Annotated in this window: 14 protein-coding genes and 1 pseudogene; 3 read left to right on the top strand and 12 right to left on the bottom strand. The window is 47.1% G+C overall.

The features are described from left to right. Positions 1-48 precede the first annotated feature (48 nt). Both AC50Y5_RS05415 and AC50Y5_RS05410 read left to right on the top strand, forming a co-directional pair. Positions 49-1,004, top strand: a pseudogene (locus AC50Y5_RS05415) (IS30 family transposase). Positions 1,005-1,321: 317 nt separating this feature from the next. Next, positions 1,322-2,422: a hypothetical protein gene (locus tag AC50Y5_RS05410; protein WP_494859000.1), complete on the top strand. Its 1,101-nt coding sequence runs from the start codon at positions 1,322-1,324 to the stop codon at positions 2,420-2,422. 48 nt (positions 2,423-2,470) lie between these two features. On the opposite strand, the gene AC50Y5_RS05405 is transcribed toward AC50Y5_RS05410, so the two are convergent. From AC50Y5_RS05405 to AC50Y5_RS05380, 6 genes are all read right to left on the bottom strand, one after another. Next, on the bottom strand, positions 2,471-4,252 hold the full coding sequence (locus AC50Y5_RS05405) for a DNA cytosine methyltransferase (protein WP_494858998.1): 1,782 nt from the start codon (positions 4,250-4,252) through the stop codon (positions 2,471-2,473). Then, the gene (locus AC50Y5_RS05400; protein WP_494858996.1) at positions 4,242-4,439 is read right to left on the bottom strand and encodes a hypothetical protein; all 198 of its coding nucleotides are present in this window, start codon (positions 4,437-4,439) and stop codon (positions 4,242-4,244) included. Before AC50Y5_RS05400 ends, AC50Y5_RS05405 begins: the two co-directional genes overlap by 11 nt. A gap of 450 nt (positions 4,440-4,889) precedes the next feature. Continuing rightward, complete coding sequence (gene rlmD / locus AC50Y5_RS05395; protein WP_494858994.1) at positions 4,890-6,419, bottom strand: 23S rRNA (uracil(1939)-C(5))-methyltransferase RlmD; 1,530 nt, start codon at positions 6,417-6,419, stop codon at positions 4,890-4,892. A gap of 282 nt (positions 6,420-6,701) precedes the next feature. Next, positions 6,702-7,619 (bottom strand): diacylglycerol kinase, encoded by a 918-nt coding sequence (locus tag AC50Y5_RS05390; protein ID WP_099517062.1) that lies wholly within the window; start codon positions 7,617-7,619, stop codon positions 6,702-6,704. Positions 7,620-7,783: 164 nt separating this feature from the next. Then, positions 7,784-8,569 carry a sirohydrochlorin chelatase gene (locus tag AC50Y5_RS05385; protein WP_494859703.1) on the bottom strand — a complete coding sequence of 262 codons (786 nt, stop codon included), beginning with the start codon at positions 8,567-8,569 and terminating at the stop codon, positions 7,784-7,786. A 13-nt stretch (positions 8,570-8,582) separates the two neighbouring features. Beyond that, positions 8,583-8,873 carry a YerC/YecD family TrpR-related protein gene (locus AC50Y5_RS05380; RefSeq protein ID WP_046231556.1) on the bottom strand — a complete coding sequence of 97 codons (291 nt, stop codon included), beginning with the start codon at positions 8,871-8,873 and terminating at the stop codon, positions 8,583-8,585. Positions 8,874-9,111: 238 nt separating this feature from the next. On the opposite strand from AC50Y5_RS05380, the gene AC50Y5_RS05375 reads away from it, so the two are divergent. Continuing rightward, positions 9,112-9,681 (top strand): tyrosine protein kinase, encoded by a 570-nt coding sequence (locus tag AC50Y5_RS05375; protein WP_494858992.1) that lies wholly within the window; start codon positions 9,112-9,114, stop codon positions 9,679-9,681. Between the two features lie 71 nt (positions 9,682-9,752). On the opposite strand, the gene AC50Y5_RS05370 is transcribed toward AC50Y5_RS05375, so the two are convergent. The 6 genes from AC50Y5_RS05370 to AC50Y5_RS05345 all read right to left on the bottom strand — a co-directional run bounded on the left by AC50Y5_RS05370 (position 9,753) and on the right by AC50Y5_RS05345 (position 14,809). Then, positions 9,753-9,923 (bottom strand): hypothetical protein, encoded by a 171-nt coding sequence (locus AC50Y5_RS05370; RefSeq protein WP_494858990.1) that lies wholly within the window; start codon positions 9,921-9,923, stop codon positions 9,753-9,755. Between the two features lie 32 nt (positions 9,924-9,955). Further along, positions 9,956-10,951 (bottom strand): inorganic phosphate transporter, encoded by a 996-nt coding sequence (locus AC50Y5_RS05365; protein WP_056030567.1) that lies wholly within the window; start codon positions 10,949-10,951, stop codon positions 9,956-9,958. A 24-nt stretch (positions 10,952-10,975) separates the two neighbouring features. Beyond that, entirely contained in the window at positions 10,976-11,587 is a 612-nt protein-coding gene (locus AC50Y5_RS05360) for a DUF47 domain-containing protein (RefSeq protein ID WP_056032854.1), read from the bottom strand. A gap of 290 nt (positions 11,588-11,877) precedes the next feature. Next, complete coding sequence (locus AC50Y5_RS05355; RefSeq protein ID WP_494858987.1) at positions 11,878-12,936, bottom strand: DUF3048 domain-containing protein; 1,059 nt, start codon at positions 12,934-12,936, stop codon at positions 11,878-11,880. A gap of 352 nt (positions 12,937-13,288) precedes the next feature. Further along, entirely contained in the window at positions 13,289-14,110 is an 822-nt protein-coding gene (locus AC50Y5_RS05350; RefSeq protein ID WP_056030572.1) for an alpha/beta hydrolase, read from the bottom strand. 117 nt (positions 14,111-14,227) lie between these two features. Beyond that, entirely contained in the window at positions 14,228-14,809 is a 582-nt protein-coding gene (locus tag AC50Y5_RS05345; RefSeq protein ID WP_056030576.1) for a thioredoxin family protein, read from the bottom strand. Positions 14,810-15,064: the final 255 nt, after the last annotated feature.

Here is a 15,064-nt window from a genome sequence, read left to right as displayed (position 1 = left end):
GTGTGTAGAATGAAGTTACAACACAACCCCTACATAGAAGAATCAGCCATGAGCTACCAACATCTTACCACAAGAGAGAAGTCAGCTAGAAATATACGATCAACTAGGATGGACCGCTAGATCCATTGCCCGCAAGCTCGGGCGTCAACATTCGAGCATATCACGTGAGCTCAAACGTCAAGGAACAGAAGCGTCTTACTGTGCAAATCGAGCTCAGGCATCATATATAAATAAGCGATTCCGTTGTGTATCTTCGGGTAAATAGAATGCGGAAAGGCAGCGGTACATCACGATGAGACTTGCCGAAACCTGGTCACCTGAACAGATTGAAGGGAGGATGAAACGAGAGGAGCCCCTTCTTCGTGTAAGCCATAAAATGATCTACCGCTGGCTATATAAACCAGGGACGACTCGTTAAATCTTTCTAAGGCATAAGGGAAAACGTTGTGAGCCCATGCAGAAGCGTCGACGCTGCATGATCGGGTTGTCCATTCACGAGCGTTCCAAAGAAATACGGAAGCGAGAAGCCTCCGGGTACTGGGAACTTGATACCGTTGTTTCTAATCATGAAAAAAGAAAAGCCTGCGTAGCCACATTCGCTGAGCATAAAACAAGGCTCTGTCACACTATTAAAATGAGGGATCGTACAGCCTCTTCCATGGAGATGGCCTATCAACAGGCCGTCCAATCTTACTCGGCATCTGCCTTCGTAACAGCCACTGTTGATCGAGGTAAAGAGTTAGCCTGCAACGAACGCCTAACTGCTTTGTATGACATGAAGGTATGTATACTTTGCCGCTCCTTATTCCTCCTGGCAGCGAGGCACGAATGAAAATGAGAATGGACTGCTAAGAGAGTTCTTTCCCAAAGGTTATAACTTTGCAGATGCTATGGAAGAGGAATTGCTTGCGCTTTGTTCCTTAATTAATAACCGTCCTCGAAAGTGTCTTGGATGGAAAACCGCACACGAAGCTTTTCAGGTTGAGGTTTCGCACTTAGCTTGACAATCTGTCTCACCTAAAAATTATATGAATAAAATTCTTTTAATATCATCCAAATAAATCATTATTGAATAGATATGATTATGCTCAATTTGATTTCTACAAGTGAAAACTTGCTATTTCTACAATACACAAGTAAATTTATAAATAGATCTAAATCATGCTACGTATGAGGATGATGTTTTTCACCTCAAACGATAATGATTTTATTCGCTAATAATTTGTCTTTATAAGACAGGTATTTTAGCCTGTTTAAGTTTTTAGAAACTGAAGCCAAACAATGGGTATGCAAGCGTCTCCAACGCAGAAAGGAAGATAACATGAAAGATATACGACGAGCATTAGACAATATAGTAAACACCACTGTATCGTATGATAAGAGCAAAGTCCCAACAGATTTGCTCGAAAATATCATCGAATGGCGTTGGGGTAGTTACGGATGGGTCTCTCCCGCAAGCTTAATTTTTACAGCAACTTGGAGAAAACACTTTTATCCCAATGAAGATTGCTGTAAAATCTGGGCCAAAGACGAATCTAACCGTTCTATTGAAGGGGGCTATAGTATTCGCTCTGAGGATGAATCTATTACTATACCTATTCTGGCAAAATATGACCTTTGCACCGGATTCTGTTCACCTAACTCCGGAATGCAAGGAAGTCGTGCAATTGAAAAAATGCGTACTCTAAAACGCCTTAATACTGACTTTGATACTTCTCAAAGAACAGTGTTTGATCTAAAACTTTTTGCTTTGATATTAAACCAAATTAATGAGCTGAACGCAGAACAAGCATTAGAAGCACTTAAATATCAAATTTTAATAGCAAAAGCTATTCAGGAAAAACGTTATAAAACTAATATCGCACTTCAAAACTCTCCTTCTGTAAATTTTAGACTTCTCGAATTCTTACAGAACACCGCCGATCCTGAATTAACAAAATGCATCGTTGCAGCGTGTTTTAATGTTGTCTTATTAAATAATAATATGACACTTGAAGGTGTATCCGATTACAAAACTGCCGCTGATGCCCGTGCTCAAAAGCCTGGCGATTTATCTTTTATAAAAGATAATAAGACAGTAATTGCGATTGAAGTTAAAGATAAGACACAGACTATTGACTGGAATAACATAGACCGCGCAAAGAAAATAATCAAAGATAATCCTGAATTGATTAACTTCATATTTGTGTTGGAAAACAGGAACGCTACCATCACAAATGTGATACAAGAAATGGTTGCTTCAAAACAATTTCAATCAGGTCCTTGCTACAAGATTACTTTTCTATCTTTACATGACTTATATCTACTAGCTTTAGCATCTGCCTCAGAAAACATCATTGCAGCTAAGACAGGCTATTATCTATCTGTTGCTCCAAATGTAAAACCTGAAACAAAGGAAAAATGGTTAGATTTAGCGAAATAAGGTAGATGGGATGCAGGCAATTCACAAGTTGTTGCATCCCACCTTTCTTTATATTACATCTTTCCAAATAACATTTCTTATTGATGATTCTGACAGTGTAAATGGATAACATATTCTAAAATACCCCACTGGTATAGTTTGATTGGTATTATTTGCACGAATATCAAATCCAGCATCACGCATTCGTTTAAAAACCTCATTCGCAATAGCATGATTACTTGACACAATATCATATAATAAAAATTTATTCACCTTCTTTTCATCCAATGACATTTTTTGAAACCGAATTGTTTCAGAATCAAAATTTGTTTCGAAATTAATACTAAATTTAGGATATGGTTCAGTAAAATGACCGTATAGAGGCATTAGTGAATCGTAAGACGATAACTCAGCAACTGCACTGTGTACCTCATCCCACATAAATTTAATCATAGTCTCATCCCATGTATTGGAGAAAAGATTAACAGTTATAGTCTTAAAGGATGATAAAATACTCCCAAAAAAAACTAGTTTCAATTTAGCGGCTTTTTTTCTTGCTGAGTCTATTGAAATTCTTACGGTCAAATCTCCATCTTCGAAATTCCATATAACTTTATAATTGTCATCAATTCTCTCTTTCTTAAAATTCTCATAAACAATTTCATTTTTTGAGTCCAAATCAAATAAATCAAGTTGCTGAATATCTACATAACGTTTGGCTTTTTGTTCTCTGGATTTCTTTGCTTTCATTCCTTTTCTCTTATCGAACGAAAGTATCTGACCATCCTCTATCAAAGGAACCTTATACTCATCTTGTCCTTCTAATTGATACCTAAGAGCTCTTCCGATTTGTTCAGCAACCATGGGACATACGGAATTACCAATCTGCTTAACGCTTTCTGTATAGGACTGTTTAATTACGAATTCATTAGGAAATCCTTGTAGTCTCTTTAATTCTTCCACAGTACATTTCCTATTTTTCCAGTGAAAAGGTCCATCATATTTACCTTGATATGCAATAATAGTTCTGCAAACATCATTAGGATCCATTTTATATAAAAAATTAGAAAATTTAGATCTCCATGCAAATAATGGGTTGGGATGACCCATTTCTTCGGTATAAAATCTATAGTTCTCTCCGGACGGAATATCTGGAATCAGATGTCCGTATTTGCCTCCATAAGGCGGCACTACCTCATCATTGTCCTGTATATCATCAATGGCTTCGCCTGTGGTTATATATTTTCTTTTATCTGGAGAATCGGGACCAAATGTCGGAAGAGGAAACTTAAAATCAACTTTTATGTCATCCCTGATTCCAACTAGAAAAACTCGCTCTCTAAGCTGTGAAGCACCATAGTCAGCTGCATTCAATAATTTCCAATACAGCTTGTACCCAACGCCTTCAAAGGAATCCATTATTAACTTAAAATCAGCACCCTTATTGGAAGATAAGATACCCCTAACATTTTCAAAAATAAAAGCTTTAGGTTTAAAATGATTTACGTATTTGCAATAGTACTCAAAAAGAGTTCCTCTCAAATCGTTTGTTCCGGCAACTCCTCCTGCCCTTCTACCCGCAGCTGAGAAACTCTGACACGGTGGTCCACCTACTATATAATTAACAGTACCTTCGTAAAAATCTTCTGGTGCCATTTTTGTAATATCAATAGGTTGAATGTTGTCTTCTTTTGTCCCTGTTAGACTCTTATTCGCATTTAAGGTTTCACAACATTTTTCATCCCATTCCAGTGTCTTTGCAAATGAGAACCCACAACGAGCCATCCCTATTTCAAATCCACCAATACCGGAGAACAGGCTGAGTGCTACTGTATCAACTTTATTGCGCATAACTATTTTTGTCCTCCAAATAATTAATTTTCAAAATTAAACTATTATCCTCTTTATCTAAGTAAACAGCAAACCTCGTTATCCCTTTTTCTGCTTTTAAGTTTTCCAAAATGCTCTTAGGCAATCGTATTCTCATATCTTGTTGAAGAACGTATGTATCTAAATATATCAAATTATCTTTCAGCATAAACACCCTCTTTCAAACTTGTTTCAGTCTAATTTTAGCATATTTTTAGTCTGAATTCAACCTACCTATATGTAATAAAGTCTAATTCCAAAACTAAACAGACATATAAGAAAAGCTCTAACCTCTGAAAAGGTCGAGCTTTTCATGGTGTATGCTAAGGCGGGCGAGTTCCCCTTTTTGAGCCAACCTGTCACATCTCAAATTATTTTTTTTGACCTTCAATATTAAACAACTCACATATCTCGACAACCTACTAAGTATATAAGTAATATTGTTCACTTAATCCAATCACGCTAATGAATAACCTCTCCCAGACCACCTAAACCAAACGGACTCATAATAGATCAGAACATTACGCCTAACTTTGTTCATAACTTCTTCTCACAAGGAAAGCCGAAGCGCCAACTGCACTCAAGCATTGAATGGTAGGTGTAAATGCTTCTCTTAATACTACTCCTTAGCCAGCAACACACAGCACTCCACATGCGTAGTCCACGGAAACATATCCACCGGCTGCACCTCCACAGTCCGATACCCGCCATCCTCCAACACCCGCAAATCCCGCGCCAATGTCGACGGATTACAGCTCACATACACGACTCTCTCTGGCTGCATCGCCAGAATCGTCTCCAGCAGCTCAGGATCGCAGCCTTTGCGCGGCGGATCGACGACGATGACGTCGGGTACAATACCGCCCTCCTCGCGCCAGCGCGGAATGACGACCTCGGCAGGCCCAGCCTCGAAAGTCGCATTCCCAATACCGTTAAGCTCCGCATTGCGCTTCGCATCTTCAATCGCCTCCGGCACGATCTCCACACCGTACACGCGCCCAGCCTGCCGCGCCAGGAACAGCGATATCGTCCCAATCCCGCAATAAGCATCAATGACCGACTCCGTCCCGGTCAGCGCCGCATACTCCACCGCTTTGCGGTACAAGGCCACCGTCTGCAGCGGATTCACCTGATAAAACGATCTCGCCGATATCGCGAAGCGAATGCCGTCGAGCTCATCATAAATAACATCGCTGCCCCACAGCACCTTAGTCTCATCGCCAAAAATCACATTCGTGTTCCGCTCATTCACATTTTGAACGATGCTCGTCACACCTGGCAGCTCTTCACGGATGCGCTCCACCCAGCGCTCAGCCTGCGGTAGCTTGCGTCCGTTCGTCACGAGCACGACCATCATTTCGCCCGTTACAAAGCCCGTACGCGCCATCACATGACGCAGCACGCCGCGTCCGCTCTCCTCATCATAGCCAGTTACGCCTAGCTCGCGGCCAATCGCCTTCACTGCCCGCACGATTTCATCATTACAGTCATGCTGAATCAGGCAATCGTCCATATCGATGATTCTGTGGCTACCACGTGCATAAAAACCAGCAATCAGCTTATTCTCCGCACCATCACCGTCATTGCCATGACCGCCTGTCATCATGCCAATCGGTACCTGCGCCTTATTCCGATAGCGCCAAGGCTCGTCCATCCCAATGGTCGGATGTACAATAACAGCAGCTTCCACCGATTTATTTTCCACCGATCCACCTGCCTGTGCCTTCTCCGCTTTCCCAGCCACACTCAGCTTGCCGATCCGCACCAGATTGTCCACCACATGCTGGCGTTTCCAGCTCAGTTGGGCGTCATAGTCCATATGCTGCAGCTGGCAGCCGCCGCATTGCTTGTAAATATCGCATGGCGGCTCAACGCGGTCGTCGCTCGCGACCAGCAGCTCCTGCAAGCGCGCATAGCCATACTGCTTCTTCGTCTTCATGACCTTCGCGCGCACGCGCTCACCAGGGAGTGCGCCCTGCACAAAAAGGGTATAGCCTTCAGCGCGGCCTACCCCTTCCCCGTCATGCGTCAGTCCGATAATATCGAGGACGACCTCTTCATTTTTGCTTACCGGCACATTTTCCGGCGGCTTCGACTGGGAATTGCTGCGCCCACGACCACTGCCACCTCTGTTATTTCTTCTGTTCATTGCTCTACCCGCTCCGCTCTATATCGCCATTAACGCAAGCAGGCCGCTAAGCGGCCAACTTTCTGCTCTTATTCTTTTTCACAAAATGACTCGCCATCATACACGAATCCCTGATCTTTCCTATGCAGTTCAACGCAACCAGCGCTTCGCTTAAATCACCAATAGCACCCTATGCAGTTTTGCGGATAGCCAGCCATCATCTTTCGCTCGTAGCTCTTCGTTCTTTATTCTTCGTCCTTCATGCTTCGCTCTACACGCTTCCGCTCACATAAATCCATTATACTACCGATAGGTCGACTCGCCCATCTCATCGGCAAAAATTCGCAAATGCGAAGGCAGCACTGAGAACGTAAACGGCAGCTTGCCGCCGTACTCGCCGTCGAGATTAATCTGCACGTAGTCTGGCGTCGTTACCTTCATCTCATTCGTGCGGAAATGGATAATATGCGGATCATTCATATGCTCCCCGCGCAGCGCGAGCGACACGAGGCGGATAAACTCCGGCAAATTGCATTTTCGCAGCAAAATAACGTCAAACAATCCATCGTCGAGCTTCGAGTCTGGAGCCAGCTTCTCAAACCCGCCAACCGAGTTGCTGTTGCAGATGAGAAAAAGCATAAATTCCTCATGAAAATCGCCAACGCCTGCGGCCTGGATTTTCAGCTCCGTCGGGCTGAGGCGCGTCATTTTCTCCATGCCCTTCATATAATACGCCAGCTGCCCAATCATCGTCTTGAGCTTGCTCGGCACATCATACGTCAGCTCCGTCATCGAACCGCCACCAGCAATATTAATAAAATAACGCTCATTCGCCTTGCCGACATCAATCGGACGCGTATACTGCTGAATAATTAGATCGACCGCATATTCCCAATGCTTCGGAATGCCAAGCGCACGAGCAAAATCATTCGTCGTCCCCAGCGGCAAAATGCCCAGCGGCGGCAAATTCGGCTTTTCCGCCAGCCCATTAATAACCTCATACAGCGTACCGTCGCCGCCCGCCGCTATAATTAGATCATAGCCGCGCTCCGCGGCTTCGGCCGCAGCAAGCGTCGCATCGCCTTCGCCTATCGTGGCGTGGCAGCTCGTCTCAATGCCGCCGCGCTCCAGCCGCTGCAAAATATCTGGAAGCCTGCGCTTCATTTCTTCCCTGCCGGAAGAAGGATTATAGATCAATCTTGCTCTTTTATATGCTGACATCAGCGTGACCTCCAGCCCTTTTCCATTTTCCCATGTGTCGGCAGGCCTACCTATCGCCTTCGCGCATGCGTAATTCTTGCCTTTCTTACCCTTCGTGCCTCTCGTCTTTCGTGCCTTTCATCCTTCGTCCCTATCGTCCCGTGCGTTCCTTCCACTTTCCCCTATTATACGGCTTCCAGCCCCGCCAGCCAATCCGTCATATTCCGCACCAGCCAGCGCTCAATCGCCGGGTCAGGCAGCATCGGCCTTCCATTATAGCGATAATCCAGTCCCGACAAGCGCTCCGGTATGACCTCATTCATAAAATAGCCATTGCTCAAAAATAACGGAACGACGATAACCGCTTCCTCCGGCCATTCCACCTGCATGCCTCTCAACCGCTCAGCAGCCTGATCAGGCAGCAGCATAGCCGTTTCCGCGCGCGCGAAACCGCCTAGCTCGCGTATACGACCAGCTAGCGCACCCAGTCCTTGCTGCCAGCGCTCATGAAACACCGGCTCCTTGCTGCCGTGGCCAATTAATAGAAGCGCTTCGCGGCTCGGCTCCGCGCTGAGCGGCTTCATATTTTGCAGCAGCAGCTCAGCAATTTCTGGATCATCATTTATCGGTATGCCCATATGAACATGCGCGTTCACCCTAAACCTACCCAGATCGCCCTCAAAATCCGATATCGGCGCAAAGCCAAAAGCCTGCCCAATCTCATCGATATGCGTACTTCCTGATGAAATAAACAGCGGCAGCACATACAGCTCGGTTACGCCCTGCGCCTCCAGCGCATCAATGCCGTCCTGAATGAGCCGACCTTCTATAATTTCAAGAAAAGACGAATACACGGGCACCTCGGCCCGCTGCATCGTCTCTGTTGCCCGTTCTACTGCTTCATCTACAAGCTGCACCCACTGCGCATCGCGCGAGCCGTGGCTTATAACGAGAATGCCGGGTTTTGTCATGGCTTTCACGCACCTACCGTCCTAAACGTTCTAAAGCCATTTTATACCCGTCGTTGCCATAATTCAAACAGCGCTTCACCCGCGAGATCGTAGCTGTGCTCGCCCCTGTCTCCGCTTCAATCTGATTGTACGTGCTGCCCTTGCCGAGCATGCGCGCTACTTCCAGACGCTGCGACAGCGACTGAATTTCATTGACCGTGCACAAATCATCAAAAAACACATAACATTCCTCAACGGACTTTAAAGTTAAGATGGCCTCAAACAATTGATCTACCGCTTTATCGTTCAGCTTTTTGAGCTGCATATTCTTCACTCCTCTAGTCTTCAAACCGGACTTCCAATGCTCACATTGTAGCTTTTTTACCCGTTTTTTTCAAGCATTACCGTATTCACGCTTTACAGAACAGAAGAGCAAACGTGGGACATCTGCCGTTATTTTTCTTCAATACCCGTGACATTCGTCCAATCCTTACGTTTGCCTATGCCATAGACTAATACCAAGTGTACACCGCTTCACTATAAAATTTAAAAGGGTGATCAGCGTGAATTATCGCAATAATCCCGGCGGCTATCCCCAATATCCCCGCTACCCGCATGCTCAGCAGCCGCAGCATTTCCAGCATCGCAGCAGCCGCCAGGGGCAGAGCCAGCTCAGCCCCACCGTTAACCATAACGCCAGCGTATCCGGCCTACTGAATGAAAATGCGATTCCAGAGTTCCAGCCTCCGCTTCAATCGGTTCAAGCCGTACAGCCGGAGTCCCAAACCATCGTTCCAGCTACAGCAGCCGAGCTTGCTGAAACCGTAGCCCCTGCCAAGGGCGGCGGATTCTCGCTCGCCAATTTGGGAGAGATCAAAGGCTTTGTCGACCGCATAGGCGGTATTGACGGCATTTTGACCACGGTGACGAAGGTTCAGAAGGTGATGAGCAGCGTATCCCAGATGGCTCCGCTCGTGAAGGTGATTATGGGCTCCTTTGGGAAAAAAGGGGCCGGAGACGACGCCACCGATGACGTGAAAGAGTTCGTCCCTAAGCGCAAGCGCCGCAAGTCCGGCAGCGGCTCAGGCTCAAGTCCCGCCGCCCGTAGACGCAGAAGAAAACGCCGGCGCTAAGCCCTCGGCAGCAGAGAGTAGCGCAGCGAACTCAGCCTGAGTCCGCAACAAAGCGCAGAAGCCGGAGAGCGTTACTTCCCGCCGCCAGCGCGAGCAGCGTTGGGCGGCGTCTCTCCTCTGTCGCCATGCGAAGCGAACAGCCCAGCATGGCGCGCCCCTCCTGCCAGCAGCAAGCGCTGCTGGCAGGAGCTCTCTTTTTCACCGTCCAGCCTTCCCCGCCCAACAAAAAAGCCCGCATCCACTAACGGACCGGGCTTCTAAACGCTATGCAAGCTTAAATGAACAACAAATCCATTGCCCAGTAGACGGCCATTGCCATCAGGACAGTGATCGGAATCGTAATGACCCATGCGACCAAAATGCGGCCCGCCATCGACCATTTCACGCTGGAGAAGCGCTTCGCGCTGCCTACACCGAGAATCGAGGACGTAATAACATGTGTCGTACTTACTGGCAAATGCAGCACCGTAGCCGTCAAAATAACGACAGCCGAGCCTACATCGGCAGCAAAACCATTGATCGGTTCGATTTTGAAAATCTTCGTACCCATCGTTTTAATGATTTTGTAGCCGCCGACGGACGTGCCAAGCGCCATCGCCAGAGCAGCGGACAGCTTAACCCACAGCGGAACGTCCAAACTATCTTGAACACCCGCCGCAACGAGCGCGAACGTGATAATTCCCATCGCCTTCTGCGCATCATTCGTACCATGCGAGAACGATTGGAAGGCTGCCGTTACGATTTGGCTGAAACGGAACCCCTTGTTCACCTGATGCGGGCTCGATTTGGCGAAAATCCGCTTGAGCAGCCACATAATGATGAAACCAGCCGAGAAAGCAATCAGCGGCGATAAAATGAGAGCTTTAACAATATCTGTAAAACCAGAAGCATTAATCGTGCCAATGCCTGAACCTGCAATAACCGCACCAGCCAGCGAGCCGATGAGCGCATGGGATGAGGAGGACGGAATACCGAACCACCACGTAACCAGGTTCCAGATAATAGCCGATATGAGCGCAGCGATAACGACTTCGACACCATTCGGCAAATCAGCTGGATTCGCAACGCCGCTTCCGATCGTTTTGGCTACCCCGGTAAACATAATCGCACCGAGGAAGTTCATCACCGCAGCCATCAAAATCGCTACACGAGGCTTGAGCGCACGGGTCGATACCGACGTCGCAATCGCATTTGCGGTATCATGGAAGCCGTTAATAAAATCAAAACCGAGTGCCAGAATGACAACCGTCCATAAAATATATGAATCCATTAGAGTTGACTCCCACTTTCCGCGTTAGCTATTGCGCATAATAATCGATTCCAGCGTATTGGCAACATCCTCGCAATAGTCGGTCGTTTGCTCCAGCATTTCATAAATTTCCTTGCGTTTCATCAGCTCAATCGGATCGCTTACGTTCGCGAACAAGCTTGTAATACATACGCGAAGCAGATCATCGGCTTGATTTTCCAGCTCGTTCAGCGCAATGTTCGGCTCACGAATAGCCAGCAGCTTCTTCTGCGTCAGCAAATAAATAGCTTTCTTGATCTGATGCGCGCAGCGCAGCAAAATGTCGCCAAACAGCTGGATGTACTCATCCTTCTCCTTGATGTTGTACATTTCGAAACGCGAAGCGCAAGCCTCGATTCCATCAAGCACATCGTCAAGCGAGGTCGTCAGCGCCATAATATCTTCTCGTTCAATCGGAGTGATGAACGTTTTGTTCAATTCCTTCAAAATCGTGTGCACATACTTGTCGCACTGGCTTTCGTATTCCTTCATCGTCTTGGCGAAAGCAGAGACATCGGACAAATCCGACAATCCGTTTGAGAAATACTCAACAGCGACAACGAGCGCATCGGCCATTTCTTCAAACGTTTTAAAGAAAATATCTTTTTTCTTGAACATCGTAATCCCCTTTACCGGCTGGATGTTTTGTTTGGGCATTTTGTCGACCATTGGTGACCTTTGGTGGATAAGCCCAGAATATCTTAACACAGTTTACTTTAAAATTGTTAACGGAATATTAACGTTCATGAAAAAAATTTCTTTTTTTCAATCTATGCAGTCATAACGTTCATTTCCTCCGCTTCCAAAACAAAGGCGCCGCCTCGTAAAGAGACAGCGCCTAAGCTTATATTGCCACGGGCACAGAAGCACTCTTCACCTGCTAAAAGTGTTTCCGAACCGTGCTTTTTTTACCCATACATCACATGATCAGCAATCGATTTCGTATTCGGGACAATGTGGAAAAAGGTTTTGCCCGGCACCAGAGCAAGCTCCTTGCCATCCTTCACGATCCGGATCATATTGTCCGGCGCCCGTACCCACGACGCCTCCGTCATCCGACCCTGCTGGAACAGCATCGCATCGCCGCCTGCTTGCAAATCAACCGCGAGCCTGCCTTCATTGTCCAGCGTCTTATGGCTTGCAGCCAGTACGACCAGATTCGAAGCCGCAAGCTGCTCATTATTGTTAAGGTCAATATGCGCTTCATCGTTGATGGAACGCTTATATAGCTTGCTCGCCTCATCATAGGCGTAAGAAACCTTATAATCCTTCAGCGTAAAATGGATCGTTACCGCCGTCGCAGGAGTCGTTGCCTCCGCTGCGCCGTTCTCTGCAAACACGTAGGCAGGCACTGCTGTATCCTGCTTGTAATTTTTCTTCTCCGCCCCGGAACGCAGCTTCTCTAAATCCGAATACAGATTATGCGGCGCCTTGCGCTCCTTGCTGCGCCAGAAATAAGCGCCCGCGTTCGAAATTTCATCCAAATACGGCTTCTTCTGCTGCTGCAAAATCGCATAAGCGTCATTGCTGCCGCCTGCATGGGCAAGTACAGCGCCGTAGCTTTCGCCAATATTAATCAAATAAGGGCGGATGCTGCGAATCGGACCAATCGATTCGGTTACCGCATCCGTGCTTTGGAACAGCGCAACGAGCCTCGTAATGCCGCCTTCCGCTAGCACCTCCCACACCACATCGGCATTCGACAATCCCGATTGCGGGCGAGCTGGCTTCAAGTTGTTGATCATGACAGCAATTGGCCGCTCCAATGCTTCTGTCTGCCGTCCAACTCCCGTTAATGGCGCTTGATACGGCAGTGCCCCCGGTGAGACGCTAGGGCTTGGCAAAGCGCTTGGCTCTGGCGAAGTGGATGGAACCGCTTCCCCTTTACTGCCTCCCGCACAAGCTGCAAGCAGTACAAGCAGCAGCAGAATGCTGGACGATAAACCGATTCTTTTTCCCAATTTCATAAATGATACCCGCCTTTATCCGAATGATCCAAGGTGAAACGGCTGTTGCCAATTGGGGCGCGGCGCGTTTCAATCCGAGAAATATAAGCATTTATAAGTTGAAACTTATAAATGCTTATATTTTTATAATTTCAAATCTATCCTCTAGCGTGATAGATAACATGACAATTTACGCAGCAAAAAGCTCGCAAAAGCAGCTTAGCTGCCTTTTCTACCTTTCTACTATACCACAGGATGATAGAAGGAGTAACAAATTAAGCAAAAACAGGACCTGCTCACGCGTTAGTCCCGCGTGACAGGTCCTGCCATAAAGCCGGATGCCGCCGTAAGCGGCACTACCTTTTTTTCCAATTTAAATGCTCCAGTGATGCCATTCCTGCTGCTTCTTATCCAGCCCCTCCAGCCATTCCGAGCTGATGCGAATCGCTTCCTCCTGATGCTGGCGGTTGGAGTACGTATGCGACGCCTGAAAAATAATTTCCTTGTCGCATAGCCCCTCGCTGCGGGTCCAGAACACCTTCTGATAAAGGAAGCTGTAATCGACGGGAATGAGTTCATCACTCGTGCCATGGACGAGCAGGACATCGCCGGAGAAGCGTGTTGCTGCCTGGAACGGCTGATGCTCAAGCAGAGAGTCGAAGAAAACGGGCTTCAGCGTAAAACCGGAATAATCAACAAAGCCGGATTCAACCGCTTCATCATAGCCCTTCCTGCCGACAATTCGGACAATATCATTGAAGGGATAAGCAACTGGCGACCATAGAAGGAGGCGCTTGACCCGTCTATCCTTGACGGCTGTCATAATGGAGACGGCTCCGCCTAGGCTATGTCCAAGCAATACAATCCGGCGCGGGTCGACGCATTCCATGCTCGTGATGTAGTCAAGCGCTGTGCGCGTCTGATCGACCATGCTGTCGAAGCCAAGCGAGCCGTAATCGCCATTGCTCTCGCCGCAGCCGCCATAATCGAAGCGCAGCACATACGAGCCTTGGGCTGCAAGGGCGCGGGCTGCTTTGACAAACAAGCGGTCCACACCGATGCGGCTTCCAACAAAGCCATGGCAAATAATGATCGCCTGCCGTTTGCAGTCGTCGTTCTTCTTCTCATCCGTCGGATAATGCAGCGTAGCTGCCAGCTCCAATCCTTCATGGCGCAATACCAGATGCTTCTCCATGTCCAAAACCTCCTGCCGTTTCCATACAGCGTCTTAATTATGTTAATTCCTACCCGAATACTTTGAATTTGTTAAAGTCATAATAGCACCCGCAGATGCTGCTGTCAATCCGTTATTTTATACTAGATCGCAAGCTTCAACCGGCATCCAGTGCTCATCCTGTCCATCCCATTTGACGTTGCAGCCAATCGGATTGGTGTACGGCACCGACACCTCCTTGCCCAGCGTATGCTCGGTAAGCGCACGCTCCAAATCATAAACCGTCACTTTGCTCGAATCCTTAGGCTGGTCAACTCCCCGGCCCGTATAAACCAGCTTGCGCTCTTTATCAAAAACATAAAAATGCGGCGTACGCAGCGCCCCATAAGCTTTGGCTACCTCTTGCGTATCATCGCGCAAATACGTCCAAGGAAACTCCAGCTCTTTCATTCGCTCCACCATATGCTCGAAGGAATCATGCGGCTTCGTAGCAATGCTGTTCGCATTAATGCCGACGAAAGCAACGCCCTTCTCCTTGAACTTGATGGCCGTCTTGCGCGTGAGCTCGTCCGATCCAACGACATAAGGACAATGATTACAGGTGAAAAATACGACCAGCGTGTCCGCATCGGCAAAATTCTGCAGCGAATAGCTTTTGCCATCCGTCGCCGGAAGCGTAAAATCTGGTGCTTGCTGACCAATCTGAACAGTGAAAGACATATAAATCCCTCCCAGTATGAAATGACCATCCCCTATATTGTACCACAATTAGGCAAAGCTTTTTCTGATGGTCTAACTGTGCTTCGGACATATTAATGAAAAGCAGCAAGTTATTATTCAATTAGGCAGCTTTCGAGGCCGCCAAAAAAAAAGGAGTGGAGCTTATATGCCTGCATGGATCGTATGGCTAACTGAACACTGGCTTTCCGTTATGCTAACGTTTGGTGTCGTCGTTGCTATCGTCTGGGTATTGTT

Source organism: Paenibacillus sp. JT22N7, assembly GCF_059383875.1.
This window is presented reverse-complemented; position numbering and strand designations above follow the sequence as displayed.

Coding starts and splice junctions, on each gene's coding strand:
- AC50Y5_RS05410 (WP_494859000.1), top strand. CDS start 1,322: ATGAAAGATATACGACGAGCATTAGACAATATAGTAAACACCACTGTA.
- AC50Y5_RS05405 (WP_494858998.1), bottom strand. CDS start 4,252: ATGCGCAATAAAGTTGATACAGTAGCACTCAGCCTGTTCTCCGGTATT.
- AC50Y5_RS05400 (WP_494858996.1), bottom strand. CDS start 4,439: ATGCTGAAAGATAATTTGATATATTTAGATACATACGTTCTTCAACAA.
- rlmD (WP_494858994.1), bottom strand. CDS start 6,419: ATGAACAGAAGAAATAACAGAGGTGGCAGTGGTCGTGGGCGCAGCAAT.
- AC50Y5_RS05390 (WP_099517062.1), bottom strand. CDS start 7,619: ATGTCAGCATATAAAAGAGCAAGATTGATCTATAATCCTTCTTCCGGC.
- AC50Y5_RS05385 (WP_494859703.1), bottom strand. CDS start 8,569: ATGACAAAACCCGGCATTCTCGTTATAAGCCACGGCTCGCGCGATGCG.
- AC50Y5_RS05380 (WP_046231556.1), bottom strand. CDS start 8,873: ATGCAGCTCAAAAAGCTGAACGATAAAGCGGTAGATCAATTGTTTGAG.
- AC50Y5_RS05365 (WP_056030567.1), bottom strand. CDS start 10,951: ATGGATTCATATATTTTATGGACGGTTGTCATTCTGGCACTCGGTTTT.
- AC50Y5_RS05360 (WP_056032854.1), bottom strand. CDS start 11,587: ATGTTCAAGAAAAAAGATATTTTCTTTAAAACGTTTGAAGAAATGGCC.
- AC50Y5_RS05355 (WP_494858987.1), bottom strand. CDS start 12,936: ATGAAATTGGGAAAAAGAATCGGTTTATCGTCCAGCATTCTGCTGCTG.
- AC50Y5_RS05350 (WP_056030572.1), bottom strand. CDS start 14,110: ATGGAGAAGCATCTGGTATTGCGCCATGAAGGATTGGAGCTGGCAGCT.
- AC50Y5_RS05345 (WP_056030576.1), bottom strand. CDS start 14,809: ATGTCTTTCACTGTTCAGATTGGTCAGCAAGCACCAGATTTTACGCTT.